Below are 24,166 nucleotides of genomic sequence, written 5' to 3' on the forward strand. Positions count from 1 at the left end.
GGCTGGTGGTCCTGGTCCTGCTCGTCGTGCCGGTCGACCTGTACTGGGGCTCCTGAACGCAGAAGCGGCGGCGGTTCCCGAAAGGCCCGCCGCCGCCTCGTCTTCGGTTACAGCCTGCCGCTCACCGCGGCCTTGGCGTTGACGATGCCGTGACCGTAGAAGCCGTTGTCCGACTTCGGGCCCTCACACGTGGCCTCCGAGTCCACGATCGCACCGGTCGTCAGGATCCGGTGGTACTTGAACGTGCGGGGGTTCGGGCAGGCGGTCTCGGTGGCCGACTTCAGCACCTTGGCCTCGGTCTTGGCCGGGTCCAGGCCCAGGCCGCTCTTGTCCTTGTGGCCGAACTCGCTGACCACCAGCGCGGCCACACCCGCGGCGTGCGGGGACGCCATCGAGGTGCCCTGCAGGTACTGGTAGTAGCCGCAGACCGAGCCCTTGCACGACTTCACCACGGCCGGCGTGAGGGGTTCACCGTTCTCGTCGATGAGGCCCTCTTCGATCGCCAGGTGCTTCGGGAAGGCAGCGAGCACGGTGCCGCTGAGATCCCTTGAACCGTCGGCGGTGTCGTAGGCGTCACCACCGGGCGCGGAGACGTCGGTCTCCTCCGTGCCGTAGTTGGAGTAGTAGGCCTTGCGCTTGCTCGGCCCGGTCGAGCTGACGGTCAGCACGCCCTTGCTCTCGGCCGGCACGTTGATGCACGAGTTGTCGATCGTGCGGTCCTTCGCAGCGCCCTCCGGGTAGTCCGGCGAGGTGCTGTCCGTGGTCGGGTTGTTGAGGTCGGTGGCCTCGTTGCCCTCGGCGGAGACCGGCAGCACGCCCTTGTTGCGGGCGTAGGTCAGGGCCCGCTGCGTGGCGGTGCGGATGACCTGCTGCTCACGCTGTTCCGCGGGCGAGTCGGCCGGGTTGTTCGTGCAGTTGAACAGCCACGGGTCGACGTAGTAGCTCATGTTCACCACGTCGACACCGATGTCACCGGCGTAGGTCAGGGCGTCCAGGGTGGGCTGGAGGAAGAAGTAGCCCGAGTCCTGGCCGGCCCGGATGTTCACGAGCGTCACGTTCGGCGCGACGCCCGCGATGCCGATGCCGTTGATCGGGGACCCGATGGTGCTGGCGACGTGCGTGCCGTGACCACCGTCGTCCACGTCGGCGGCGTCCTTACAGCTGGCCACCTCGCACTCGCCGTCGATCTCGGGGATGTCGGTGACGAAGTTGCGCGACAGCTTCTTGCTGAAGTTCGGCGCGATGTCCGGGTGACTGCCGTCGACGCCGGTGTCGATCACCCCGACCAGCACCTTGCGGCTGCCGGGCTGCGAGGCGTACGAGCCCTTCTTGGTGGCGTCGATCTGCTTCATGTCCCACTGCAGATCGGCCAGCGGTTCGCTGCTCACGGCAGAACCCTTGTGCCCGCCGGGCTTCGACGACCTGGAGGTGCTCTTGCGCAGCTGCTCGATCTGGAACTGGCTGGCCTGCTTCTCCTCCGGCGCCTGACCGATGATCTGGTTGCCGGCGGCGCCGAGCACGGTCCTGTCCGCGTTGATCTTCGCCTGGAAGTCGGACTTCGTGCTGGTGGCCACCACGTAGCCGAGCGCGGAGTTCTCCGAGACCACGGTGCCCCCGGCCTTCTCCACGGCCGCCTTGGCCGCCAGAGCGCCGGAGTTCGCGTTCTGCAGAACGACGTACTCGGTCGGGGCGGTCGTCGTGGCCTTCTGGAAGGTGCTCGCCGAGGCCGGGGAACTGGCCACGAGCGCGGTGCCGGTGACGGCGAACATCGCTGTCACCAGGCAGACGCCAAGTTGTCGCATCGAATCGGTCCCTTCGTCGCGGATGTTCGCGGGTGGAACGTGACTGCCGGACGCTGCTCGGTATGCGCACTCGCCGGACCTGCGGCAGTCGGGCCCCCGACCGGCAAAGCAGTTCGCATACCGGATGACTTATACATGTTCTTCCGTCCGGATTGAACGCAAACCGAACGTTTTTCTGCCGGAGGGTGGCGGAGAATACTTTTTCTTGACGCGGGCAACCTCCGTCCGGGGCGTGGCGTGGGCGACAGATTCATCCCTGCTGAAGGGCTTTCACCCAGGTCACCATGAGTGATCGACAGTGATCGGCCACGAGGAGGCTCGCGATGGCGCGGCAGATACGGACCGTGGGAGTGATCGGGCTCGGCACGATGGGATCGGGCATCGCCGAGGTGCTGGCCCGCCACGGGTTCGGCGTGATCGGCGTCGAGATCGACGCGGTTGCCGTTGGCCGGGCGCGGGCGCGGATCGAGGCGTCCACCGCGAGGGCGGTCGAACGCGGCAAGCTACCGCCCGCCGACCGCGCGGAACTGCTGGCCCGGATCGAGTTCTCCACCGAGGTGGCGCGGGTCGCCGGCGCCGGGCTGGTGATCGAGGCGGTGCCCGAGGTACTCGGCCGGAAGCGGGAGATCCTGGCCGCACTCGACGCCGTCGTCGCCCCCGACGCCATCCTGGCCACCAACACCTCCAGCCTTCCGGTCACCGAAATCGCCGTGGCCACAGGCAATCCGCGGCGGGTGATCGGGCTGCACTTCTTCAACCCGGCGCCGGTGCAGGAGCTCGTCGAGGTGGTGCGCACGGTGGTGAGCGACGAGGATGTGGTGGACGACGCCGCACTCCTGGTGCGGGCCCTGGGCAAGGAACCGGTGGTGGTCGGCGACCAGGCCGGTTTCATCGCCAACGCGCTGTTGTTCGGCTATCTGAACCACGCCGTGTCGATGTTCGAGGCGAAGTACGCCCGGCGCGAGGACATCGACGACGCGATGCGACTGGGGTGCGGTCTGCCGATGGGTCCGCTCGCCCTGATGGACCTGATCGGGCTGGACACGGCCTACGAGATCCTCGACTCGATGTATCGCCAGACCCGCGATCGTCTGCACGCCCCGGCGCCGTTGATCAAGCAGATGGTCTCCGCCGGGCTCACGGGGCGCAAGACCGGGCGGGGCTTCTACCGTTACGCGGCTCCCGGCTCGTCGGTGGTGCTTGAGGACGCCCTCCCGCCCGCGGGTGGGCCGGTCGCCGACCGGGGGAGAGACGTACAGGTCGTGGGGGTGGTCGGCTCCGGCACGATGGCCACCGGGATCGTCGAGGTGCTGGCCAAGGCCGGTCTGGACGTGCTTTTCGTGGCCCGGACGCCGCAGAGGGCCGAGGCGGTGCACGCGGGTCTGCGGCGGAGCCTGGACCGCTCGGTGTCGAAGGGGCGGCTGACGGCGCAGCAGCGCGACGCCGCCCTGGGGAAGGTCCGCGGCACCACGGCGCTCGCCGACCTGCGGGAGTCCGACCTGGTGCTGGAGGCGGTGGTGGAAGACCTGGAGGTGAAGCAGGCCCTGTTCCGCGACCTCGACCGGATCTGCCGGCCGGGCGCCGTGCTGGCGACCACGACGTCCTCACTTCCCGTCATCGAATGTGCCGCGGTGACGGAAAGACCACAGGACGTCATCGGAATCCATTTCTTCAACCCCGCCCCGGCGATGCGACTGGTCGAGGTGATCAGCACGATTTCGACGGCGGAGGATGTGACTCTGACCGCATTGAAACTCTGCCGGCGTATTCGTCAGCATCCGGTCACGTGTGGCGACCGGGCCGGGTTCATCGTCAACGCGCTGCTGTTCCCGTACCTGAATGACGCCGTGAAGATGCTCGGCGCGCACTACGCCCAGGCCCCGGACATCGATCGGGCCATGCGCCTGGGCTGCGGGTATCCGATGGGGCCCTTCGAGCTTCTGGATGTTGTCGGCCTGGATGTATCACTGGCGATCGAGAGGGTTCTCTTTCACGAGTTCCGTGAACCTGGCTTCGCTCCGTCACCCATGCTGGAGCATCTGGTCACTGCGGGTTATCTGGGCCGGAAAACTGGTCGAGGATTCCGTACTTACGGCTAGAACTATGCACAGGCAGTCGCAAGGTCCGGTTAGGCTGGCGCCGGATTGCGCGAACGCGGCTGTGGGAAGCCGTTCACGGGGGCGCGGCACAACGTCGGTGAATGAGCCAGATCTGCGAGGGGAACGTGGTGGTGCAGCAGCCTGTCGATGCGTCGGCAGACGATGTGCACCGGTCTGTCCCCGATCAGATGATCGGTCAGGACACTCCGGGCCGGCTGGTGTTCGAAGAGTTCGTGGCGAGCCGCGGCCCGGCGCTGGTGCGGTTGGCGCGTGGTCTGCTGCGTGATCCCTACCTGGCCGAGGACGTGGTCCAGGACGTACTCGGCAAGGCCCTGCTGCAGTGGGATCGGGTCAGTTCCGCGAACGACGTCGACGCCTACGTGCGGCGCATGGTGGTCAACGCCTGCACCTCATGGTTCCGGCGGGCCGCCCGGCGCGAGCGGGCGACCGACTCGGTGCTGGTGCTCGACACCCCGTCGGGCGACGGCGCGGAGAACCGGGCCGATCGCGAACAGCTCGTCGCCCTGTTGCGCCGGCTGCCGGCCAAGCAGCAGGCCGTGCTGGTGCTGCGGCACTACGAGGGCCTGCCCGACAGCGAGATCGCCGTGCTGATGAAGTGCTCCGAGGTCACGGTGCGCAGCAACGCCCACCGCGGCCTGGCGAAGCTGCGCGACATGCTGACGACAGACCCGGTCTAGCGAGCTACGTCGTAGCTGCTCACGTCGGGCAGTTCCGGGCCGGTGAACTCCAGCACCGCCACCACCGCGTCCACCGGGATCGGCCCGTAGAAGTGGGGAAACGGGCTGTCCGAGCCGGGGACGTCGTCCCAGCGCATCGGCGTGCCCTGCTCCGCGCATTTCTCCTCGTCGACGACCAGCAGGCGCAGGCCGGCGGGAGGCAGGTCGCCGTAGAACTTGCCCAGCACCACCGCGGCCTGGCTGACGGTGCTGGCGTGGATGAAGCCCTCCTGCGCCAGAGTGACGCCCCGGCTGGACTTCTCGTAGCGGCCCAGGGCCTCGGCCTCGGTCCACTCGGGGGCCAGGGCGATGTGCAGGACGCGGGTCATGCTTCCTCCTGTCGCGGGATGACGACTTCCTGGATGATCAGCAGGATCGCGGCGGCGATCGGGATCGCGATGAGCGCCCCCAGAACACCGAGCAGCGCACCGCCGCCGAAGGCCGCGATCAGGGCCACGGCGCCGGGCACGGCCACCGTGCGCGACATGATGCGCGGCGCGATCAGGTAGTTCTCCACCTGCTGGTAGATCAGGTAGTACACGGCGGCGATGATCGCGATCTGCACCGACTGGAACAGCCCGACGAGCACCACCAGGACAGCGCCGAGAGTGGCACCCACGAGCGGGATCACGCCCAGCACGCCGACCACGAAGGCGAGCACGGCGGCGTAGGGGATGCCGATGATCGTCATCATGATGAAGCTGCAGATACCGTTGATCGTCGCGATCGCGACCTGCCCGGCCACGTAACCGCCGATGCGCTTGATGATTTCGTCGCCCAGGGCACGCACCCGGGTGCGGCGGCTGCGCGGCACCAGGCGGTAGCCGGCCTCGGCGATGTTGTTCAGCGAGGCCAGGAAGTACAGGGTCAGGATCAGCACGGTGAAGGTGCTGGCCAGGCCGGACAGCACGGCCTTGCCGGCGCCGAGCACCCCGCCGAACACCTGCATCACGGTCGTGCCGTTGCTGGCCCGGTCGCGCAGTTGCTTGCTCATGTTGTCGATCACGCCGTACTGCGCGTTCAGGTCGTTGATCCAGCGGGTCTTGGTCAGGTTGTCGATCTGGTCGGGGGCCGAGTCGATCAGCTCGGTGGCCTGGTCGACCATGTCCGGGATGATGATCGCGGCGAACCCGCCGAAGATGCCGATGACCGCGACGAACACGATGCCGACCGACCAGCCCCGGCTCAGCCCCTGGCGCTGCAGGTAGCGCACCACCGGGTCCAGGCCCACCGCCAGGAACGCCGCGATCACCACCAGGGTGATGGTCTGCGACAGGTCGGCCACGATCTTCATCAGCTGGAAGGCCAGCAGCGCGCCGATCGTGGCGAGAAAACCGAAGTAGAACGGGCTGTTCCGGTTGATCGGGGGGCCCGGGCGGCCGAACTTCGGGTCGCCCTTCACCGGTTCGCCCTCCTCGGAGATGCGGGGTTCTCCGGCGGGGTGCTCAGGGGTGGGGGCCGACACCTTGGCCGGTTCATCGCCGGGGTGCTCGGAACCCAGGGTGGTCGTGGTGTCGGGGTCCGACTGCTGGGACACAGCAAGGGCTCCGTTTCGGTGGAGGGTCGCGGGCCGGTAAAGATCGCGAAGAGCATTCTGCCCAGAACACAGCGACGCCGCCCGGCCAGAACCGGGCGGCGTCGCTGAGTGATCGTTCGGTTACCGCTTGGAGCCGGCGGGTGCGGCGTCGGGCAGCACGATCGTGCGCTGTTCGCTGTCCTGACCGTTGTCACCGGAGGGGTCGTCCTGCGGGTTGTGCGAGGCGGCCTGGGCCACCTTGTCCAGCGAGCCGGCGTTCATCGGCATGCTGTTGCCGAGCAGGGCCCGCAGCTGGTCGAGGTGACCGGTGATGCTGTCGCGCTGACGGATCAGCTCGTCGACCTGGCGCTGGGCGGCCCGGCGGTTGCGGTCGGCCTCGCCCTTCGCCTCGGAGAGCACCTTGTCGGCGTGCGCCCGGGCTTCGGCCATGACCTGGTCGGCGTTGCGGCGGGCGTTGCCCACCAGGGTCTTGGCGTGTTCGTCGGCGTCGCGGCGCACGGCTTCGGCCTGGGCCACCGCCTTTCCGGCGCGGGTCTCCGCGGCGGACGCGCGCTGCTCGGCCTCGGCCACCAGCTGGGTGGCCTGAGCCACGGCCTGCTCGTGACGCTCGGCGTCGAGACGCTCGGCCTCTTCGCGGCGGGCGGCGAGCTTGACCTCGAGGTCGGTGCTCATCTGCTCGGCGCGGCTGCGGGCCTCTTCCAGGGCCGCGGCCGCGGACGAGCGCATCTCTTCGGACTCGCGCTTGGCGGTCGACCGCATCTCCTCGGCATCACGCTTGGCGTGACCCCGGGCCTCGTCGGTCTCGCGCTTGGTGCCGGCCCGCAGCTCGGTGACCTCGCGCTCGGCCGTGGCCCGCAGCCGGGCCAGCTCGCGGTCGACGGTGCTGCGCTTCTCCGAGGTCTCGTGCTCGGTGACCGATTTCAGCTTGGAGGCCTCGCGCTCGGCGACGGCCAGCATCTCCTCGGACTTACGGGTGGCGGTGCCGACAATGTCCTCGGCCTCGGTGCTCGCCTGGTTGCGCAGCTCGGCGGTCTCCCGCTGGGCCACGGCCGTGGTCTCGGCCGCCTCGTTCTGGGCGGCCGCGCGGTGCTGGGCCGCCTCGACCCGGGCCTGCGCGACTGCTTCCTCGGCCTCCTTGGTGGCGGCCGCGATCACGTCGCTGGCCTGCTCCTCGGCCAGGCGCAGCAACTGCTCGATGCGGGAACCCAGGCCGCTGTACGACGGGCGCTCCACCTCGCGCAGCTGGCGGTGCGCCTCGGCCACCTCACCGGAGAGTTTCAGCGCGCGGGTGTCGAGCTCCTCGACGCGGGCTCTGGCGTCACGCAGGGAGGATTCCAGGGAGGCAATTCTTTCCTCCACCTGCGCGCGATCGAAACCACGCATGACGATCTGGAATCCATGGGGGCTCTGTTCGCCGGCCACTACTCAGTCCTCCCTGACGGCCCGCCGCCCGGGCCTAGACGTTCCTGAACCTCATGATTGCTTTACTATGCCGCTCGCGTTGGGCTGCGTTGCGCACGCCGAGACCTTCATCAGGTGCCAGGCAGCGTACTCCCACCTTGCCCTGATGACGGTTGCCGTGAACGTCGAATGCAGCCTGTCCAGCCTGGTCGAGCGGGTAAGTCCGGGACAGCGTCGGATGGATCAGCCCTCTCGACACGAGGTCGTTGGCCGACCATGCCTCGGCATAGTTCGCGAAGTGCGATCCTACGATGCGTTTCAGGTTCATCCACAGATAGCGATTGTCATATTCGTGCATGTAACCAGATGTTGATGCACAGGTGACCACCGTTCCCCCTTTCTTCGCGGCGTAGACACTGGCCCCGAACGTCTCGCGCCCGGGGTGCTCGAACACCACGTCGACGTCCCGCCCACCGGTCAGCTCCCGGATGCGGCTGCCGAACCGCCGCCACTCCTTCTGGTCCTGGGTGTGTTCGTCGCGCCAGAACCGGTAGCCCTCGGCGCTGCGGTCGATGACCAGGTCAGCGCCCATCCGCCGGCACAGCTCGGCCTTCCCCGGACTGGACACCACACAGACCGGAGTGGCTCCTGCGGCCAGTGCGAACTGTGTGGCGTACGAGCCCAGGCCGCCCGAGGCGCCCCAGATCAGGACGTGGTCCCCGAGCTTCAGGCCGGCGCCGTTGCGCGAGACGAGTTGTCGGTAGGCGGTCGAGTTCACCAGGCCCGGGCAGGCCGCTTCCTCCCAGGTGAGGTGGGCCGGCTTGGGCATCAGCTGGTTCGTCTTCACCAGGGCCAGCTCGGCCAGGCCGCCGAAGTTCGTCTCGAAGCCCCAAATACGCTGTTCGGGGTCGAGCATGGTGTCGTTGTGCCCTTCGGGGGCCTCCAGCTCGACCGACAGACAGTGCGCCACCACCTCGTCACCCGGCTTCCAGGCCTGCACCCCGGCGCCGGTCCGCAGCACCACGCCGGCCAGGTCCGAGCCGATGACGTGGTAGGGCAGGTCGTGCCGGGCGCCGAGGGGGCCGGTGCGGCCGTACCGGCGCAGGAACGCGAAGGTCGGGACCGGTTCGAAGATCGAGGTCCAGACCGTGTTGTAGTTGACGGCGCTGGCCATCACGGCGACCAGCGCCTCACCCGGCCCGAGCTCCGGCACCGGGATCTCGTCCAGGTGCAGTGAGCGGCGCGGATCCTTCTCCCGGGTGGGCAGTCCCTCGAACATGTCCACCTCGTCGGCGTGCACGGTGACGCCGCGGTAGAACTCGGGCACGTCGATGGCGAGGTAGTCATCGCGGGTCGCCGTGCCGGACAGGATCGCCTCGAGAATCTTCTGCACGATGGGCCTCCGGCGGGCACGAAGAAATGGGGGACGCGGGTGCCGGCGGAAGGGCGTGGAGCCCGCCGGAGAGGTCCGGGACCCCGGTTCACAGCCGGTCCGGACAGCTCGGGAAGTCGTTCTGCCTACGACGTTAACGAGCAGGTCAGAAGGCTTGTAGGTGGTGAGCGGTGATGCAGCTCACCGGTTTTGCGGTTCCCGGGGGACAAACGAGAACCGCACCTCCCCGTGGGAGGTGCGGTGGTGCGTCCTCACTTCAGTGGTGTGCGGGTTCGACCAGTTCGACCAGCACGCCACCTGCGCTCCTGGGGTGGATGAAGTTGACGCGACTGCCCGCGGTGCCCCGCTTCGGCGTCTCGTAGAGCAGCCGGGCGCCCCGCTCCCGCAGGGTCGCGCAGACCGTGTCGATGTCCTCGACCCGGTAGGCGACCTGCTGCAGGCCGGGGCCCGAGCGGCCGATGAACTTCGCGATCGTCGAGGTCTCGTCCAGCGGGGCCAGAAGCTGCACGTGGCTGCCGGAATCGCCGACGGCCATCATGGCTTCCTGCACCCCCTGCTCCTCGTTGACCTCACGGTGGGCCAGCCGCATGCCGAGCACGTCGCGGTAGTAGGCGATGGCGGTGTCCAGATCGGGCACGGCCACCCCGACGTGATCGATCGTCGTGAAGAGCTGGTTTGCGGGGGTGCTCACCTCGGTCATGCAGGTCAGGGTAGGCGGCCGGTTCCCGGAACAATGGACGACAACCGTGAGCAGTCCCACGTATTTCTCTAGTCAGCCTGATCTTTCGGGCACCAGTAGAGGTTGCGCGCCACCATCTCCTCGGTACGCACCGGGGTACCGCAGGTCCGGCAGGGCTCACCCGTGCGCCGGTAGACGTAGTGCGAGTCCTCGCGCCGCACGGTCGAGGCCGAGCGCCGCCCGGGGGGCCGGTCTTCCGGGCGGGTCGTGATGATCTTCTTCGTGCGCACCCCGGCCCGCATGAGGACCTGCAGGTCGGACCACAGGGCCGTCCACTCCCCGGCGGTCACGTCGCGGCCGGGCCGGTGCGGGTCGATGCCGTGCCGGAACAGGATCTCGGCGCGATAGACGTTCCCGATACCGGCGATGACCTTCTGGTCCATCAGCAGGGCACCCACCGCCGTCCTCGACCGGCTGATCCGCTCGAAGGGCGCGTCGCCGTCCGCGTGCTTGCGCAGCGGATCGGCACCCAGGCGACCGATGATGTGCCGGCGCCCTTCTTCGTCCAAAAGCTCGCTGGCAGTGGCTCCCCGCAGGTCGGCCCAGCCCCGCTCGCTCTCCAGCCGCAGACGCAGCTGACCCCAGGGCGCGGCCGGTGACCCCGGCCCGTGCTGGAACTTCCCGTACAGACCGAGGTGCACGTGCAGCCAGACCGGAGGCCGGTCGCCCGCCGGGGCGACGTGCACGAAGAGGTGCTTGCCCCAGGCGTCCGTGCTCGTGACCGTGCCGCCGTCGAGCAGGGCGACGCCCGCCGCGAACTTGTCCTGCACGGCGCTCGCGCGGATCACGGTGCCGGTGAAGAGCTCGTCCAGGTCGCTGGCGAGCCGGTGGATGGTGTGACCCTCGGGCAGTGTGGTCTCCGGTGCTCAGGTGCAGTGCGGGTGCAGCGTTGGAAGTACTTGCAGATATTTCAACTTGCCTGGGAGTACAGCAGATTCCCCGGGGACCGGCCATCGCGGATGTGGCGCCCGACACCCGGGAGGGATATCAGGGACCAGGATGGCGTTGTTACGTTGGCTTGCCGGGGAACTTCACTGTCGAACTGCGAGGATGCCGTGACCGACCAGACGCAACGCCCGACGTCCGTCATCATCGCCGGGGCCCGCACGCCCGTGGGCCGGCTGCTCGGCTCGCTCCAGGGGTTCTCCGCCCCCGAGCTGGGGGCGATCGCGATCCGGGGCGCACTCGAGAAGGCCCACGTCGATCCGGCCACCGTGCAGTACGTGATCATGGGCGAGGTGCTCCAGGCCGGTGTCGGCCAGGGGCCTGCCCGCATCGCCGCGGCGAAGGCGGGCATCCCGCTGGACGTTCCCGCCGTCACCATCAACAAGATCTGTCTGTCCGGCCTCAATGCCATCGCGACCGCCGACGCCCTGATCCGGGCCGGTGAGTTCGACGTGATCGTGGCCGGGGGGATGGAGTCGATGACACAGGCGCCGCACCTGCTGCCCGGCAGTCGCGGGGGCTTCAAGTACGGCGATGTCACCCTGAAGGACCACATGGACCTCGACGGGCTCTACGACGCGTACACCGAGCAGGCCATGGGCGCCCTGACCGAGGCCGCGAACGTGGACGACCGGAAGTTCAGCCGCGAGGAGATGGACGCCTTCGCCGTCGCATCGCACCAGAAAGCCGCTGCGGCACAGAAGAACGGCGTGTTCGACGACGAGATCGTTCCGGTGGCGATCCCGCAGCGCAAGGGTGATCCGCTGGCCTTCACCATCGATGAGGGCGTGCGGGGCGACACCTCGCTGGAGGTGCTGTCGCGGCTGCGCCCGGCGTTCCGTAAGGACGGCACCATCACGGCCGGATCGGCCTCACCGATCTCCGACGGGGCCGCCGCGGTCGTGGTGATGTCCCGTCGCCGGGCCCAGGAACTGGGCTTGACCTGGATCGCCGAGATCGGTGCGCACGGTCAGGTGGCGGGTCCCGACTCCACCCTCCAGTCGCAGCCCGCCAACGCCATCCGCGCCGCGCTCGCCCGGGAAGGGCTGAGCGTGGCCGACCTGGATCTGGTGGAGATCAACGAGGCCTTCGCAGCGGTCGGGCTGGCCTCGACGAGGGAACTCGGCCTGGACCCGGCCCGGGTGAACGTGAACGGTGGGGCGATCGCAACCGGCCACCCGATCGGGATGTCCGGCGCCCGGCTGGTGCTGCACCTGGCTCTCGAGCTGGGACGCCGGGGTGGCGGCACCGGGGCGGCGGCCCTGTGCGGGGGCGGCGGTCAGGGAGACGCGCTGCTGTTGCACGTGCGCTGATTCCCTTTTCGAGCAGTGGACGTCGGTGAGCTGGTTGCCGGGGCCCGTCGCCAGGAGCCCCGGGCCCTGGGGAGGTTGCTCTCGCTCGTCGAGCACGAGAGTGCGTTGCTGCCCGGGGTGATGGCGGCGCTCGCCCCGCACACCGGGCACGCCGTGGTGATCGGGCTGACCGGGCCGCCGGGGGTGGGAAAGTCGACGACCACGTCGGCCCTGATCTCCCGGTACCGCCAGAACGGTTACCGGGTCGGAGTTCTCGCGGTCGATCCGTCGTCGCCGTTCTCCGGCGGGGCGTTGCTCGGCGATCGGGTCCGGATGCACGACCATGCCGGGGACCGGGGCGTCTTCATCCGGTCGATGGCGAGTCGGGGCCATCTGGGCGGACTCTCGGTCGCGACCCCGCAGGCGGTGCGTGTGCTGGACGCGGCCGGGTTCGACGTGGTGCTGATCGAGACCGTCGGCGTGGGGCAGAGCGAGGTGGAGGTCGCGGCGCTCGCCGACACCACGGTGGTGCTGATGGCTCCCGGGTCCGGTGACGGGGTGCAGGCGGCCAAGGCCGGGATTCTCGAGGTGGGTGATGTTTTCGTGGTGAACAAGGCCGACCGCGACGGGGCCGCCGCGACCGCCCGTGACCTGCGGCAGATGCTGGCCCTGTCGGATCGGGCCTGGCGGCCGCCGGTGGTGTCGGTGGTGGCCACGACGGGTCGCGGAATGGCGGACGTCGTAGAGGCTCTCGGGGCTCATCGCACCTGGCTGCGGGGGTCGGGTGAGCTGGAGAGCCGGCGCCGGGCCCGGGCGGCGGCGGAGATCGAGGCGCTCGTGATCGCCCGGGTGCGGCGCCGGCTCGCGGCTCTGGGTGGCCCGGTGCCGGCGGACGATCCCTATGCCGCGGCGGACGCCCTACTGCGGCGGGTATGCGGCGACTGGGCCGACGTCGCCGTCACGCAGGAGCAGCAGGGACTGGAACGAGGCCACGGCGGTACCGACGATGCACAGCACGAGACCCGGGCCGGGCGACCAGTGCACGGGCTGCGTGACGAAGCTCCCCTCCGGGGTGTAGCCGCTGGTCAGGCCCACGACGGCGAAGATCGTGTAACCGGAGAACCCGAGTAGCCCGAGGGTCAGCAGGCTCAGGGAGGCGACCAGGACGAACCGGGGCAGGCGGCTCAGCAGCACCAGGCCGGTGAGCACCATGCCGTAGACGAACGACATCGCCAGCGCTGCCGGCGTCACCCGCCACTCGACGCTGACCCCGAACAACGTGGGGGTGTCGTAGCTGGCGAACGGGATCACCGATCCCAGCATCACGGCCAGGGTCGCGACCAGCGTGACCCAGTGCACGCGGCGGAACGTGCTGAAGGGGCCCACGGTGAACGGGCCCGGCTGGGTGGTGGTCTGACCGGGCTGGCCGAACTGGCCGGGTTTCCCTGCCTGTCCGAACTGGCCGGGCTGCCCTGCCTGTCCGAACTGGCCTGCCTGTCCGAACTGGCCAGGCTGACCGAACTGGCCTGGCTGTCCGAACTGGCCTGCTTGGCCGAACTGGCCCGGCTGGCCCGGCTGGCCCGGCTGGCCCGGCTGACCGAACTGGCCGGGCCGGCTTGGTTGTCCGGGTTGACCGGCGTTTCCGGGGACGGGCTGCCAGGTCGTGCCCGCCGGTTCCCGGGTGGCTGGCTGTGCTGGTCCGGACGGCCAGGGTCCGCCGGTGGGTCCGCCGGGCCCGGGAGTCTGACCGAACTGCCTCCGCTTGCCCCACGGTCCGCGGCTGTCGGTTCCGCCGGGCTGGACGGGTGCACCGTCAGGATTCTGTGGGGCCCAGGTCGTGGGCGGTTCGGGATTGCTCCAGTGGATGACCGGGGCCGGCTCATTCTGTGGCGTGGGGTGGGGTTCCGGAGAGGCGGTCGCGGAAGGCTTGGCCTCGTCCGTCGGTGCGGTGCTGCTGGGTTCGGGACGAAGCGGCTCGTCCGTACTGGACCCGGTCAGGCCGGAGGAGTGGGAGCCGGGCGCGGCTTTGTCGGTACTGGTGTGAGCACCTGAGGTGGCCAGCCCTGCGGTGGCCTCGCTGGGTGAGGCGTGGCCCGGGTCGAGGGGAGCCGGCTCGGATTCTGCGAGGACAGCTTGATCCTGATTGATCGAGGGCAAGTCGGTCTGGTCGGAGGCTTTAGAAGCGGCCCCGCGCCGGCTGGATGCATTGGCGGGGCTGGGGTCTGCTAAGCCCGGATCAACTCGTCCGGAGTCGCTCGGGCTCATGGTGTCTGAGCTGGACTCTGCCTGGTCGGGGACGGCCTGGTCGGGGACGGCCTGGTTCGGGACTGCCTGGTCGGCGATGGTCTGGCTGGAGCTGGAGCTGGAGCTGGAGCTGGAGCTGGAGCTGGAGCTGGACTCGGTCTGGCTCGGGTCGGCCGGTCCGGACTCGGTCTGGTGCGAGCTGGTCCGGGGTGACGTGGTTCCGGACTGCCCGACCTGGGTCACGGGGGTGGGGGCGGCGTCGTCGATCCAGAACTGCCAGCCCTCCGGGGCGCCGGGCCAGGCCGGGTCGGGGCGCCAGTCGGGGGCGGGGTCGAAGCCCTCCGGTGGCGCGGGCCATCCCGGGGCGGGATTGAAGCGAAGTGCCATCGTGATGTCTCTGCCCCTTACCGGCTGATCCGTCAGCCGCGCCGGACGATCAGCCTATCCACGCGTCCACACGAACTGCATGACCGCTGCCCCGATGGGCGCTGCAAGCCTCCTGATCTGCACTCTCACGGCACTCGCCGTTTTTCGCCGCACTTCGTCGTCCCGGCCCTCCCGGGGGAGGTCGGCGGCCGTTCCGGCCCGGCTGCCGAAGGAGCCGTCTTCGCAGCTCAGGTGGCAGTTGTTATGGATGTGAAATCTTTCTCCGACAACTGCGGCTAGGGTGGACAACGTGTTGTTCGCGTTCTCGGTTGCCCCCAGCGGAAGTGGCGAGTCGGTCTCCGAGGCGGTGGCAGACGCGGTCGCCATCGTCCGTGCCTCCGGCCTGCCCAATCGCACCGACTCCATGTTCACCACGATCGAAGGTGAGTGGGACGAGTGCATGGATGTGATCAAGCGTGCCTGCGAAGCCGTGGGTAAACATGGCAATCGCGTCTCCCTGGTGCTCAAGGCCGACATCCGGGCCGGGTACTCCGGCGAGATGACCGCCAAGCTCGAGCGCCTCGAGTCTGCTCTGGAGCAGCAGGCCAACTCTCAAGGCCAGGACGGCCCGGTCACCGGCACTCCGCCGGTGGCGACCGACTGACCCCGGAGCGCCCATGTCAGACAGCGACACCAATCCTTCCGGGCTGCCCCGGTCCGGCCGCCGGGTCGGCACGGACACTCCGTCCGAAGGCTCGGACCTCTCGGTCAGCCGGGAGCCGGGCAGCGGGACGAAGAACGGTGAGCAGCCGGGCAGTGGGACGTCTGACCGCGGTACTCCGGACCCGGGCGCCGTGAAGTCGGGCTGGGAGATGCCGGTGGTGCCCGAAGCGCCGCATGACCCCGTTCCCACCGGCGTAGCGTGGCCCCTGACCGTGAACCAACGTCGGGGAGAGGACGAGAGCTCACGACGCCCGTCCACCTCCTCGATCGCGCTTCCGGACACGGACGCGGCCCGCCGTAGCGTCGGCTCTGCCTCCCCGCAGCCCGGCGCAGAATGGGCCCGACCGGCGACATCCGGTATCGACCCCGAACGCGCCGGCCAGGCCCTCGAAGGTGCGCCGCGTGAGAGCGGCCCCAGTGCAGGAGCCGTCGCGAACGCTGCGAGCGGAAACCCCTCAAGTGTGAGCGGCGTTGGTGCGGGAGCGGTTTCGAACTCAGCGGGTACAGATTCGGCGGGTCCGGACGCAGCATCTAATGACGCAGCCTCAAATACGGCCGATGCGGCTGGGCGTGCAGGGGGCACGGGCGCTGGCCGTGCTTCGGGTGCTGCGGCCCCGGACACCGCCATGTCTGCCGCAAGTGCCGCCGGGATGGGCATCTCGGCCATAGGTTCGGTTGTCGGTGCGATGCGGAGCCTGGGCCCCAGGAGGGGGCTGTCGTCGTGGCTCAAGGGCCGGCAGTCCACGAGTAAGGACGCCCCGGCGACGCGGTATGGCGCAGCGACGCGGGATGGCGCAGCGACGCGGGATGGCGCAGCGACGCGGGATGGCGCAGCGACGCGGGATGGCGCAGCGACGCGGGATGGCGCAGCGACGCGGGATGGCGCAGCGACGCGGGATGGCGCAGCGACGCGGCTCGGCTTCGCAGCTTCGGCCTCGGCGACCGATCCGGTCTCACCGGTGTCCCGGTCCGCGGTCGACCAGAATGCGGTCGACCAGAATTCGGCCCAGTCTGACGCTGCCGTTCGGCAACCGGAGGCCCGGACGCCGCGGCCGACATCCCGGCCGTCCGGTGACCAGCAAGCCCGCACCCCTTCGGCCGGTGGCGACCGGCCCCACCCGGACGAGCAGGTTTCCCGACCTGGCCAGCGCGCACCGCAGGGACCTCTGACCGGGGCAATCGTCCTCCCGGACACTCATGCCGCACGCTCCGCCGTCAGGAACACCACCAGGCCCCCCGACCCCACCGAACCTGATGGCCCGGCTATACCTCCCACAACTGCCACGCCTGCCGGGTCTGCCCCGTCTGGTGGCCCTGCCACGTCTGCGGGCCCTGTCCCTTCCGCAGGACCGACTAGACCTGTTACGCCTGCTGGGCCTGCCCTGTCTGCCGGGCCTGCTGGGCCTGCCGGGCCTGCCGGGCCTGCAACAACGGCCCCCGCTGGCGGACCTGCTGACGCTGAAATGTCCTCCGGTCCAGCCACTTCTGCGGGTCCCGCCGTGCGGGGCCCATCGGCCGGAGACATGGCGCCTGTCGCATCGGGCACGCCTGCCGGGACCGATGCGTTGGCCACACCGCCTGCCGGGTTCGTCAGGCCAACCGCGCCGGTCGCGACTGGCGAGGGCGGCAGCCGGGCGGGAAGGGCCGCCGCACCGGGCGGTTCTACCGCCACTGCCGAGGATGCGGAAACGGCCATGCCTGCCTGGCATGTGACTCAGGCCACCACGTCTGCCGGATCTGCTGGGGCGGCGGAACCCGCTGCGTCTGCCGCTTCCGCTGGGCGGGCGGAGTCGGCCGGAAGTGCGATACCCGCCGGTCCTGCCACGCCACCCCCTGGGGCGGCGGCACCGACTGGACCTGTTGGTACGGCCGGGTCCTCCACGTCGGGTGCGCCCATCGCACCGACCGTGGCCGGTGCGTCCGTCACGTCGGCAGGGTTGGCTGGATCGGTCACGCCGACTGGGTCGGCCAGGTCGGCGGGACCTGCCGCAGGCTCCGTGCCTACTGGTTGGCCGATGTCTGACGGTTCTGCGAAACCGTCTGCTGCGCTTGCTTCTTCATCTACGGAGTCGGCAGTCCCCACCACGTCGGCCGGGCGCGTGGTGCCTTCTGATGCGGCCGCATCACCGGTGGGGTCGTCTGCGCGTGCTTTGTCCACCGCACCGACCACCGCGCCGGCCGGACGTTCGGTGCCTTCTGATCCGGCCGGGTCGGCCGCACGGGCCGTGCCCACCGCACCTGACGGACGTACGTCGTCTGCTGAGCCGGTCACGACTTCCGGCCCGGCTACATCTCAGGCCGAATCCGCTGCACTCAGGCCATCTTCCAGGCCCGCCAGGCCGGTCGCGCCGCCCACCGGGCAGTTCGCCTCGCGGCGTGAGCGAAAGCTCTACGAGACCGGGACCATCGGTATGCCTACCGGCGCGGGCCGACGTTCGGCGACCGATGCCAACGGCGCCGCTGACCCGGGCCGCCTGAACACGACGCCCGGTTCGGCCACCGAAGAAGCTTCCAGAAGAGGCCTGACCGCGCGAACGGGTCCTGCCTCCGGTGCCGGTGCGGGAACAGATACTCCGGCGCGCACAGGCGCTGCTCCGGTCACTGCGCCCGGCGGCGTTCCCTCCGCCACCCACCAGACGCCCGGCGGCCAGGCCGCGGATGCCGCCTCGTCCGAAGGGGAAACCCGCAAGGGCTTCTCCCGGCGCGGGGCCAGGGCGGTTGAGGGCGGTGGGAAGGGGAGGGGTTCCTCGTCCATTGTTCCCGAAAGGGCCCACGGCTCATGGGTGTTGCGGGTGATAGCGGCCCTCGTGGCGCTGGGCGGCGTTGCCCTGCTGGTGGTGGGGACGATGAAGGCGACGGTCTGGGCTCCTTCCGACACCGTCACGGCCACGCTCGGCGCGCACTCGCAGAAGTTCGTGACCAGCGAGATCGGATCCCTGGCGCTGGGCGGGCCCCGGCTGGAGATCACGGTCTCCGGTGCGGGCAGCAATCCGGTGTTCGTCGGGATCGGCCGCGCCGGGGACGTGGACGCGTACCTGGCCGATGCCGAGAGCGACCGGATCATCGGGCTCGACCAGGACACGTCCACGCTGATCAGCCGGGTCGAGGGCAGTGACACCGGCGAGACCCCGGACCCCGCGGCCGTCGACGTCTGGTCGGTGAGTTCGCTCGGGCAGGGTAAGGCGAGCGTGACCTGGCCCGACCCGGCCTCCGGGCAGTGGCGTCTGGTCATTGCGACCGACGGCACCGAGGTGGCGCCGCAGAACGTCACGCTGACCTGGACGGGCGCCCAGATCTCGAACCCGGCCCCGACGTACATCGCGACCGGCGTCGCGCTGCTGGTGGTCGGGGTGGTCATCTCGGTGATGGTCCGCGTCCGTGATCGGAGGAAGGCATGACCCCGCCGTTCACGAGGCGCGCCGCCTTGGGTCTGCTGCTCACACCCCTGGTGGTGGCGGGCTGTGGAGAAGAGACGCTCACGGTCGTCGCACCGCAGGCCGACACCCAGGCGTACCCGGTGGTCGAGTCCGGCCAGGCCCGCTCGATCCTCGACGCGGTGGACAAGGCCGTGAGCGCGGGTGTCAGCCCGAAGGACACGACCGAGACCGCCGACGCCCGGCTGCTCGGGCCCTACCTGGAGATCCGCCTAGCCGAGGCCGAGGTGGCGGCCAGGCGGAAGAAGAAGGCCGGCACCCCGGACGAGGTCACCCGCGAGGCGCTGATCGTGCCCCGCACGACCGACTGGCCCCGGTTCTTCCTGGCGGTGGGCCGCAGCCGGCAGGCCTCGACCTACCTGGTGCGGGTGCTGCGGTCGGACTCGGCCCGCGACCCGTACGGCCTCTGGGCCGAGACCATGATGCTGCCCGGCGCCAGCCTGCCGGAGACCACGACAGACCCCTCGATGCTGACTCAGGACGCGGACGGCCTGCTGCTCGCGCCGAAGGAAGCGATCGAGGGGTTCGCGGGTTACCTGAACGGCAAGGGCAAGGGGAAGGGTGCCGAGAACTTCCGCCGCAGCGAGTACAGCGACCAGCTGCTGCAGCGGCTGGAGGCTGACGAGAAGGCTTTGAAGGAGGTGGCGACCGTGAGCAGCAAGCACGTCGCCGTCGACGAGAACCCTCTCGCCATGCGCACGGACGACGGCGGGGCCCTGGTCATCGGCCGGCTCCGCCAGACCTACACGGTGAAGGTGAAATCCGGGTCGGGCAAGGTGAAGGTCAAGGACGCCGACCTCGCCGCGCTCGCCGGGAGCAAGGATGCGCTGCAGTTCAGCAAGTCCTTCACCCGTACCGCCGTGGAGGTCGTGGTGCTGCACGTCCCGGCCCAGGACTCGAAGGAACGAGTCCGTGTCGTCGCCGCCGAGAAGGGCGACGTCAAGGCCGAGGTGAAGTAGTGACTCAAATATCGGGGCACGGAGAAAGGAACCCTCGATGACGAACCAGCCGGGTATGCGAGCCGGAAGGCCTTCGCTCAACCTGCGCGGTGCGGTGGATCTGGGAGCGCTGGCCTCACGGCCGGCGGCTTCCTCGGGCGCCGGTAACAGTGGTGCCCCGGGCAGTCCGGCGGGAACGCCGGGCGCCTTCGTCATCGATGCGAGCGATGCGTCGTTCGCGACCGAGGTCATCCAGCTGTCGCAGACCGTTCCGGTGGTGCTCGACTTCTGGGCATCCTGGTCCGATCAGGGCCGGCAGCTGTCGCAGACGCTGGAAGCACTGGTCGCGGAGCTCGCCGGGCGGGTGTTGCTGGCCCGGGTCGAGGTGGACGCGAATCCGCAGTTGGTGCAGGCGTTCCAGGTGCAGTCGATCCCCAGCGTCTTCGCGGTGATCAAGGGCCAGCCGGTTCCGCTGTTCCAGGGCGCCCAGCCGGAGGCCCAGGTGCGTGCGGTGTTCGACGAACTGCTGCGCGTGGCCGAGGCCAACGGTGTCACCGGACGGCTGTCGGCGGGCGAGACCGACGATGCCGAGGAGACCGAGCCGGAGGAAGAGCCTTTGCCTCCGCTGCACCAGGCCGCCTACGACGCGATCGAGAAGGACGACCTGGACGGCGCCATCGCCGCCTACGAGCAGGCCCTGCGGGAGAGCCCGGCCGACGACCTGGCCAAGGTGGGCCTGGCGCAGGTGCAGCTGATGAAGCGCACCAACGGCGTGGACCTCCACGAGGCCCGTCAGACCGCGGCCCAGAACCCGGCCGACCCCGACGCGCAGATCGTGGTCGCCGACCTGGACGTGCTGGGCGGCCACATTGAGGACGCGTTCGCGCGCCTGATCGACACGGTGCGGGTCACGGTCGGGGACGACCGCGACAAGGTACGCGCGCACCTGGTCGAGCTGTTCGAGGTGGTCGGCAAGGAAGACCCGCGCGTGGGCAAGGCCCGCATCTCGCTGGCCAACGCGCTGTTCTAGATACATCGGGTAGGGCGCCGGGCTCGGGCCCGGCGCCGTACCCGATGTCGGTTGTGGTCCCTTCGGGAGAAGTTGGGCGACCGAGCGCCCCTCCGTTTGCCGGATTCTGACGGATGTCGCGCCTGCCGTGCGTCCGCAGGCAGCGTGGAGGGGTTGAATGACGCCGTGCCGTGACTCCTTGTTATCGGCCGATGACTTTCAGCGGTTGTCATCGTCATGCTCGCGGGCCCCCGGGCCCGGCCTGGAGGGGAACCATGTCGCGCGTCTTCATTGTGGGTGCCGGAACGGTAGGCACAGCCACCGGCCGGGCCCTGGGGCATGCCGGGCATCGAGTGACCTTCGTGGACATCGATCCGCGTCGTGTAGCGGTGCTGGTGAACGAGGGGCTCGACGCCCGTCGTGACCTCGACCTGGCCGGTGAGCCGGAGTCGTTCGTCTTCCTCTGCACGCCCACCCGGATCGTGGCGGGCCGGCACCACCTGGCCGACGTGGCGGCGGGCGCCGAGAGCATCGGCCGGGCCCTGGCCCGGTCGGACAGTTCCCACACCGTGGTGGTGCGCTCGACCGTGCCGCCGGGCACCACCCATGACCTCGTGCGTCCTCTGGTCGAACTGCATTCGGGACGACGTCAGGGTGCCGGGTTCCAGATCGCCGCGAGCCCGCACTTCGACTCCCGGACCAGTGCCTCGCGCTCCGGACGGCATCCGGGTGACACCGTCCGCCCCCCGATGACGGTGATCGGCGCCGACACCGAGCGGGTTCTCGCCTCGGTGCGCGACCTGCTCGGCGCCCTGGCGCTCGGGGGAGGGCAGCTGCGCCTGCTCGACGACCCGGCCGAGGCCGAGATGATCAAGTGCGTGCACAGCCTGTTCAACGCCACGAAGATCAGCTTCTGGAACGAGATCTGGCGGGTCTGCGACCGGCTGGGCCTGGACCCGGACGACGTCGCGAGTGCCGTGGCCACCTCGGCCGAGGGATCGCTCAACCCGGAGTACGGCATCTGGGGCGGCGCCCCGTTCAGCGGGAAGCAGTTGCCCGGCGACACCCAGGGTTTCCTGGGCTTCGCCGAGGAGATCGGGCTGCCGATGCCGCTCCTGTCCGCGGTGGTGGGCGTGAACTCCGGCTTCGAGCAGCGTCTGGGCGCCGAGATGGAGGCGCTCAGCATGCTGGCCAGCGGGCCCCACTACTACGCGCCGGACTACGGTCAGCCGGACGACCCCGAGTTCTACGACCAGATTCCCTGCCGGATCTCGGATTTCGCTCCGCCGATCGAACCGGTGCCGGTGCTGGAGGTGAAGCCGGACGTGGACGAGGCACCGCCGCCGCAGGCCCAGGCGGACCAGGACCGGCGCAGTGGGCTGGCCGGTGGCGAGGTGCAGGTCGACCCGAGCGCGAACCACCCCTCGCGCCGCCGCACCGGCCGCCGGCCCTGGATCCCGCGGCAGCTCGGCCGATGAAAAAAGCCCGGCCACCGATGGGTGGCCGGGCCTTTTCAGCGCATCACCAGATGCGCACGCGCTTGTTCTCGTCCAGCCAGAGCCCGTCGCCGTCCTTCACCTCGAACGCCGTGTGGAACTCGTCGATGTTGGCCACGACCGCGTTGCAGCGGAACTCCTCGGGGGAGTGCGGGTCGAGCGAGAGGCGGCGGATCACCTCGGTGTCGCGGCCCTTGCTGCGCCAGCCCTGCGCCCAGGAGATGAAGAAGCGCTGCGGGCCGGTGAGACCGTCCAGCGCGGGCGGTTCCTGACCGTCGAGGGCGATGCGGTAGGCCTTGTGCGCGATCGAAAGGCCACCCAGGTCACCGATGTTCTCGCCGACCGTGAGCGCGCCGTTGACGTGGTGGCCCGGCGTCTGCGCGGGCTCCAGGGCGTCGTACTGCGCGATCAGGGCCTTGGTGCGCTTCTCGAACTCGGTGCGGTCGGCGTCGGTCCACCAGTCGTTCAGGTTGCCCGAGCCGTCGTACTTCGAGCCCTGGTCGTCGAAACCGTGGCCGATCTCGTGCCCGATGACCGCGCCGATCGCCCCGTAGTTGGCGGCGTCGTCGGCCTCCGCGTCGAAGAACGGCGGCTGCAGGATCGCGGCCGGGAAGACGATCTCGTTCATCAGCGGGTTGTAGTACGCGTTGACTGTCTGCGGGGTCATGAACCACTCGTCGCGGTCGACCGGCTTGCCGAGTTTCTCGATCTCCCGGGCAATCTCGTAGTCACCGGCGCGGCGCACGTTGCCCACCAGGTCGCCGGCGCGGATCTCCAGCGAGGAGTAGTCGCGCCACGCGTCGGGGTAGCCGATCTTCGGTGTGAACGAGTCCAGCTTCTCCAGGGCGCGGCCCCGGGTCTCCTCGCTCATCCAGTCGAGCTTCACGATGCTCTGCCGGTAGGCCTCGACCAGGTTGGCCACCAGCTCGACCATGCGGGCCTTGGCGGTGGGGGAGAAGTGCTCGTCCACGTAGAGCTTGCCCACGGCCTCGCCGAGCGCGGACTCGACCATCGAGACCCCGCGCTTCCACCGCTCGCGCAGCTGCGTGGCGCCGGTGAGGGTCTTGCCGTAGAAGGAGAAGTTCTCCTCCACCAGCTCGGTGTTCAGCAGCGTGGCCGAGCCGTGCAGCGTGCGCCAGGTCAGCCAGGTCTTCCAGTCGGCGATCGGGAGCTCACTGAAGGACTTGCCGAGCTCGGTGAAGAAGCTGGGCTGGCGCACCACGACCTCGCCGAAGGCGCTCTGCGGCACCTTGAGCGCGTCGATCCAGGCCGTCCAGTCGAACTCCGGGATGAGCTCTTCCAGCGCCGTGCGGTCGACCTTGTTGTAGGTCTTCGTGGCGTCGCGGTTGGTGACGCGGTCCCAGTGCGAGCTCGCCAGGCGGGTCTCCAGTGCCAGGATGCGCCGGGCGGCGTCGGCCGCGCCCTCTTCGTTCGTGATGCCGGCCTTGGTGAACATGCGCGCGACGTGCCCAAGGAACTCGGTGCGGATCTCGGCGAACTTCTCGTCGCGGTAGTACGACTCGTCGGGCAGGCTGAGCCCGCCCTGGGAGAGGTACATGACGTAGCGGTCGGACGCCATCGCGTCGTTGTTGACGAAGTAGCCGAACGGGCTGCCGCTGCCCGAACGCTCCAGCACACCGAAGGCGTGGATCAGCCCGGCGAGGTTGGTGACCTCTTCCACCAGGGCCAGATCGGTGGCGATCGGCGCGATGCCGAGGCGCTCGATGGCCTCCTCGTCCATGAAGCTGGCGTAGAGGTCTCCGACCTTCTGCGCCTCGCTGCCCGGCTCGGCCGTGCCGGTGCTACCGGCAGCGCTTTCCACGATCACCCGTAACTGGGCCTCGGCCTCGTCCCGCAACCGGTGGAAGGTGCCGTACACCGACTTGTCCGGAGGGATCTCGGCTGTGTCCAGCCACGTCCCGTTCACATGCCGGAACAGGTCGTCCTGCGGCCTGATCGAGGGGCTCAGCTGATCGATTTCGATACCGGACCTCATGGTCCGAGCCTAACC

At 69.5% G+C, this 24,166-nt stretch carries 18 protein-coding genes and 1 pseudogene; 9 read left to right on the forward strand and 10 right to left on the reverse strand.

Annotation, left to right across the window (positions count from 1 at the left end; all coding sequences use genetic code 11):
* Nucleotides 1–107: 107 nt before the first annotated feature.
* Nucleotides 108–1,802: a S8 family peptidase gene (locus LR393_RS00700; protein ID WP_231480869.1), complete on the reverse strand. Its 1,695-nt coding sequence runs from the start codon at nucleotides 1,800–1,802 to the stop codon at nucleotides 108–110.
* A 323-nt stretch (nucleotides 1,803–2,125) separates the two neighbouring features.
* On the opposite strand from LR393_RS00700, the gene LR393_RS00705 reads away from it, so the two are divergent.
* Nucleotides 2,126–3,901, forward strand: coding sequence for a 3-hydroxyacyl-CoA dehydrogenase family protein (locus tag LR393_RS00705; protein WP_231480870.1), 1,776 nt, complete (start codon nucleotides 2,126–2,128; stop codon nucleotides 3,899–3,901).
* 101 nt (nucleotides 3,902–4,002) lie between these two features.
* Nucleotides 4,003–4,599, forward strand: a complete 597-nt coding sequence (locus LR393_RS00710; protein ID WP_231480871.1) for a SigE family RNA polymerase sigma factor — start codon at nucleotides 4,003–4,005, stop codon at nucleotides 4,597–4,599.
* Here LR393_RS00710 and LR393_RS00715 read toward each other — a convergent pair.
* From LR393_RS00715 to LR393_RS00740, 6 genes are all read right to left on the reverse strand, one after another.
* Nucleotides 4,596–4,967, reverse strand: a complete 372-nt coding sequence (locus tag LR393_RS00715) for a DUF952 domain-containing protein (protein WP_231480872.1) — start codon at nucleotides 4,965–4,967, stop codon at nucleotides 4,596–4,598. The genes LR393_RS00710 and LR393_RS00715 overlap by 4 nt on opposite strands.
* Nucleotides 4,964–6,175, reverse strand: coding sequence for an AI-2E family transporter (locus tag LR393_RS00720; protein ID WP_231480873.1), 1,212 nt, complete (start codon nucleotides 6,173–6,175; stop codon nucleotides 4,964–4,966). Before LR393_RS00720 ends, LR393_RS00715 begins: the two co-directional genes overlap by 4 nt.
* Nucleotides 6,176–6,295: 120 nt before the next feature.
* Nucleotides 6,296–7,597, reverse strand: a complete 1,302-nt coding sequence (locus LR393_RS00725; RefSeq protein WP_231480874.1) for a coiled-coil domain-containing protein — start codon at nucleotides 7,595–7,597, stop codon at nucleotides 6,296–6,298.
* Between the two features lie 34 nt (nucleotides 7,598–7,631).
* Nucleotides 7,632–8,969: a crotonyl-CoA carboxylase/reductase gene (gene ccrA / locus LR393_RS00730; RefSeq protein ID WP_231480875.1), complete on the reverse strand. Its 1,338-nt coding sequence runs from the start codon at nucleotides 8,967–8,969 to the stop codon at nucleotides 7,632–7,634.
* A gap of 256 nt (nucleotides 8,970–9,225) precedes the next feature.
* A complete protein-coding gene (gene mce / locus LR393_RS00735; RefSeq protein WP_231480876.1) occupies nucleotides 9,226–9,669 on the reverse strand; it encodes a methylmalonyl-CoA epimerase in 444 nt (147 codons plus the stop codon).
* Between the two features lie 68 nt (nucleotides 9,670–9,737).
* On the reverse strand, nucleotides 9,738–10,559 hold the full coding sequence (locus tag LR393_RS00740) for an Fpg/Nei family DNA glycosylase (RefSeq protein WP_269326512.1): 822 nt from the start codon (nucleotides 10,557–10,559) through the stop codon (nucleotides 9,738–9,740).
* Between the two features lie 204 nt (nucleotides 10,560–10,763).
* Here LR393_RS00740 and LR393_RS00745 point away from each other — a divergent pair, with 204 nt between their 5' ends.
* Nucleotides 10,764–11,966, forward strand: a complete 1,203-nt coding sequence (locus LR393_RS00745; RefSeq protein WP_231480878.1) for an acetyl-CoA C-acetyltransferase — start codon at nucleotides 10,764–10,766, stop codon at nucleotides 11,964–11,966.
* A gap of 15 nt (nucleotides 11,967–11,981) precedes the next feature.
* Nucleotides 11,982–12,869 (forward strand): annotated as a pseudogene (gene meaB / locus LR393_RS00750) (methylmalonyl Co-A mutase-associated GTPase MeaB); the annotation flags it as partial.
* On the opposite strand, the gene LR393_RS36855 reads toward meaB, so the two are convergent.
* Entirely contained in the window at nucleotides 12,864–14,576 is a 1,713-nt protein-coding gene (locus LR393_RS36855; RefSeq protein WP_269326448.1) for a hypothetical protein, read from the reverse strand. The pseudogene meaB and the gene LR393_RS36855 overlap by 6 nt on opposite strands.
* A 289-nt stretch (nucleotides 14,577–14,865) precedes the next feature.
* On the opposite strand from LR393_RS36855, the gene LR393_RS00755 reads away from it, so the two are divergent.
* Nucleotides 14,866–15,219 carry a thiamine-binding protein gene (locus LR393_RS00755; protein WP_231480880.1) on the forward strand — a complete coding sequence of 118 codons (354 nt, stop codon included), beginning with the start codon at nucleotides 14,866–14,868 and terminating at the stop codon, nucleotides 15,217–15,219.
* A gap of 1,421 nt (nucleotides 15,220–16,640) precedes the next feature.
* Here the strand turns inward: LR393_RS00755 and LR393_RS00760 are convergent.
* Complete coding sequence (locus LR393_RS00760; RefSeq protein ID WP_231480881.1) at nucleotides 16,641–16,790, reverse strand: hypothetical protein; 150 nt, start codon at nucleotides 16,788–16,790, stop codon at nucleotides 16,641–16,643.
* Nucleotides 16,791–18,070: 1,280 nt separating this feature from the next.
* Between LR393_RS00760 and LR393_RS00765 the strand changes: the two genes are divergently transcribed.
* The 4 genes from LR393_RS00765 to LR393_RS00780 all read left to right on the forward strand — a co-directional run bounded on the left by LR393_RS00765 (nucleotide 18,071) and on the right by LR393_RS00780 (nucleotide 22,137).
* Complete coding sequence (locus tag LR393_RS00765; RefSeq protein ID WP_231480882.1) at nucleotides 18,071–18,676, forward strand: hypothetical protein; 606 nt, start codon at nucleotides 18,071–18,073, stop codon at nucleotides 18,674–18,676.
* A complete protein-coding gene (locus LR393_RS00770; protein WP_231480883.1) occupies nucleotides 18,673–19,671 on the forward strand; it encodes a hypothetical protein in 999 nt (332 codons plus the stop codon). The genes LR393_RS00765 and LR393_RS00770 overlap by 4 nt, the downstream gene beginning before the upstream one ends.
* 37 nt (nucleotides 19,672–19,708) lie before the next feature.
* Complete coding sequence (locus LR393_RS00775) at nucleotides 19,709–20,680, forward strand: tetratricopeptide repeat protein (protein ID WP_231480884.1); 972 nt, start codon at nucleotides 19,709–19,711, stop codon at nucleotides 20,678–20,680.
* A gap of 254 nt (nucleotides 20,681–20,934) precedes the next feature.
* Nucleotides 20,935–22,137 (forward strand): 2-dehydropantoate 2-reductase N-terminal domain-containing protein, encoded by a 1,203-nt coding sequence (locus LR393_RS00780; RefSeq protein ID WP_231480885.1) that lies wholly within the window; start codon nucleotides 20,935–20,937, stop codon nucleotides 22,135–22,137.
* A gap of 43 nt (nucleotides 22,138–22,180) precedes the next feature.
* Here the strand turns inward: LR393_RS00780 and LR393_RS00785 are convergent, their stop codons facing one another.
* Entirely contained in the window at nucleotides 22,181–24,151 is a 1,971-nt protein-coding gene (locus LR393_RS00785) for a M13 family metallopeptidase (protein WP_231480886.1), read from the reverse strand.
* Nucleotides 24,152–24,166: the final 15 nt, after the last annotated feature.

Source organism: Kineosporia mesophila (assembly GCF_021129235.1).
In the GTDB taxonomy this organism is placed as follows: domain Bacteria; phylum Actinomycetota; class Actinomycetes; order Actinomycetales; family Kineosporiaceae; genus Kineosporia; species Kineosporia mesophila.

Coding starts and splice junctions, on each gene's coding strand:
- LR393_RS00705 (WP_231480870.1), top strand. CDS start 2,126: ATGGCGCGGCAGATACGGACCGTGGGAGTGATCGGGCTCGGCACGATG.
- LR393_RS00715 (WP_231480872.1), bottom strand. CDS start 4,967: ATGACCCGCGTCCTGCACATCGCCCTGGCCCCCGAGTGGACCGAGGCC.
- LR393_RS00700 (WP_231480869.1), bottom strand. CDS start 1,802: ATGCGACAACTTGGCGTCTGCCTGGTGACAGCGATGTTCGCCGTCACC.
- mce (WP_231480876.1), bottom strand. CDS start 9,669: ATGACCGAGGTGAGCACCCCCGCAAACCAGCTCTTCACGACGATCGAT.
- LR393_RS00770 (WP_231480883.1), top strand. CDS start 18,673: ATGACCCCGCCGTTCACGAGGCGCGCCGCCTTGGGTCTGCTGCTCACA.
- LR393_RS36855 (WP_269326448.1), bottom strand. CDS start 14,576: ATGGCACTTCGCTTCAATCCCGCCCCGGGATGGCCCGCGCCACCGGAG.
- LR393_RS00775 (WP_231480884.1), top strand. CDS start 19,709: ATGACGAACCAGCCGGGTATGCGAGCCGGAAGGCCTTCGCTCAACCTG.
- LR393_RS00780 (WP_231480885.1), top strand. CDS start 20,935: ATGTCGCGCGTCTTCATTGTGGGTGCCGGAACGGTAGGCACAGCCACC.
- LR393_RS00710 (WP_231480871.1), top strand. CDS start 4,003: ATGAGCCAGATCTGCGAGGGGAACGTGGTGGTGCAGCAGCCTGTCGAT.
- LR393_RS00760 (WP_231480881.1), bottom strand. CDS start 16,790: ATGGGCCCCGCACGGCGGGACCCGCAGAAGTGGCTGGACCGGAGGACA.
- LR393_RS00785 (WP_231480886.1), bottom strand. CDS start 24,151: ATGAGGTCCGGTATCGAAATCGATCAGCTGAGCCCCTCGATCAGGCCG.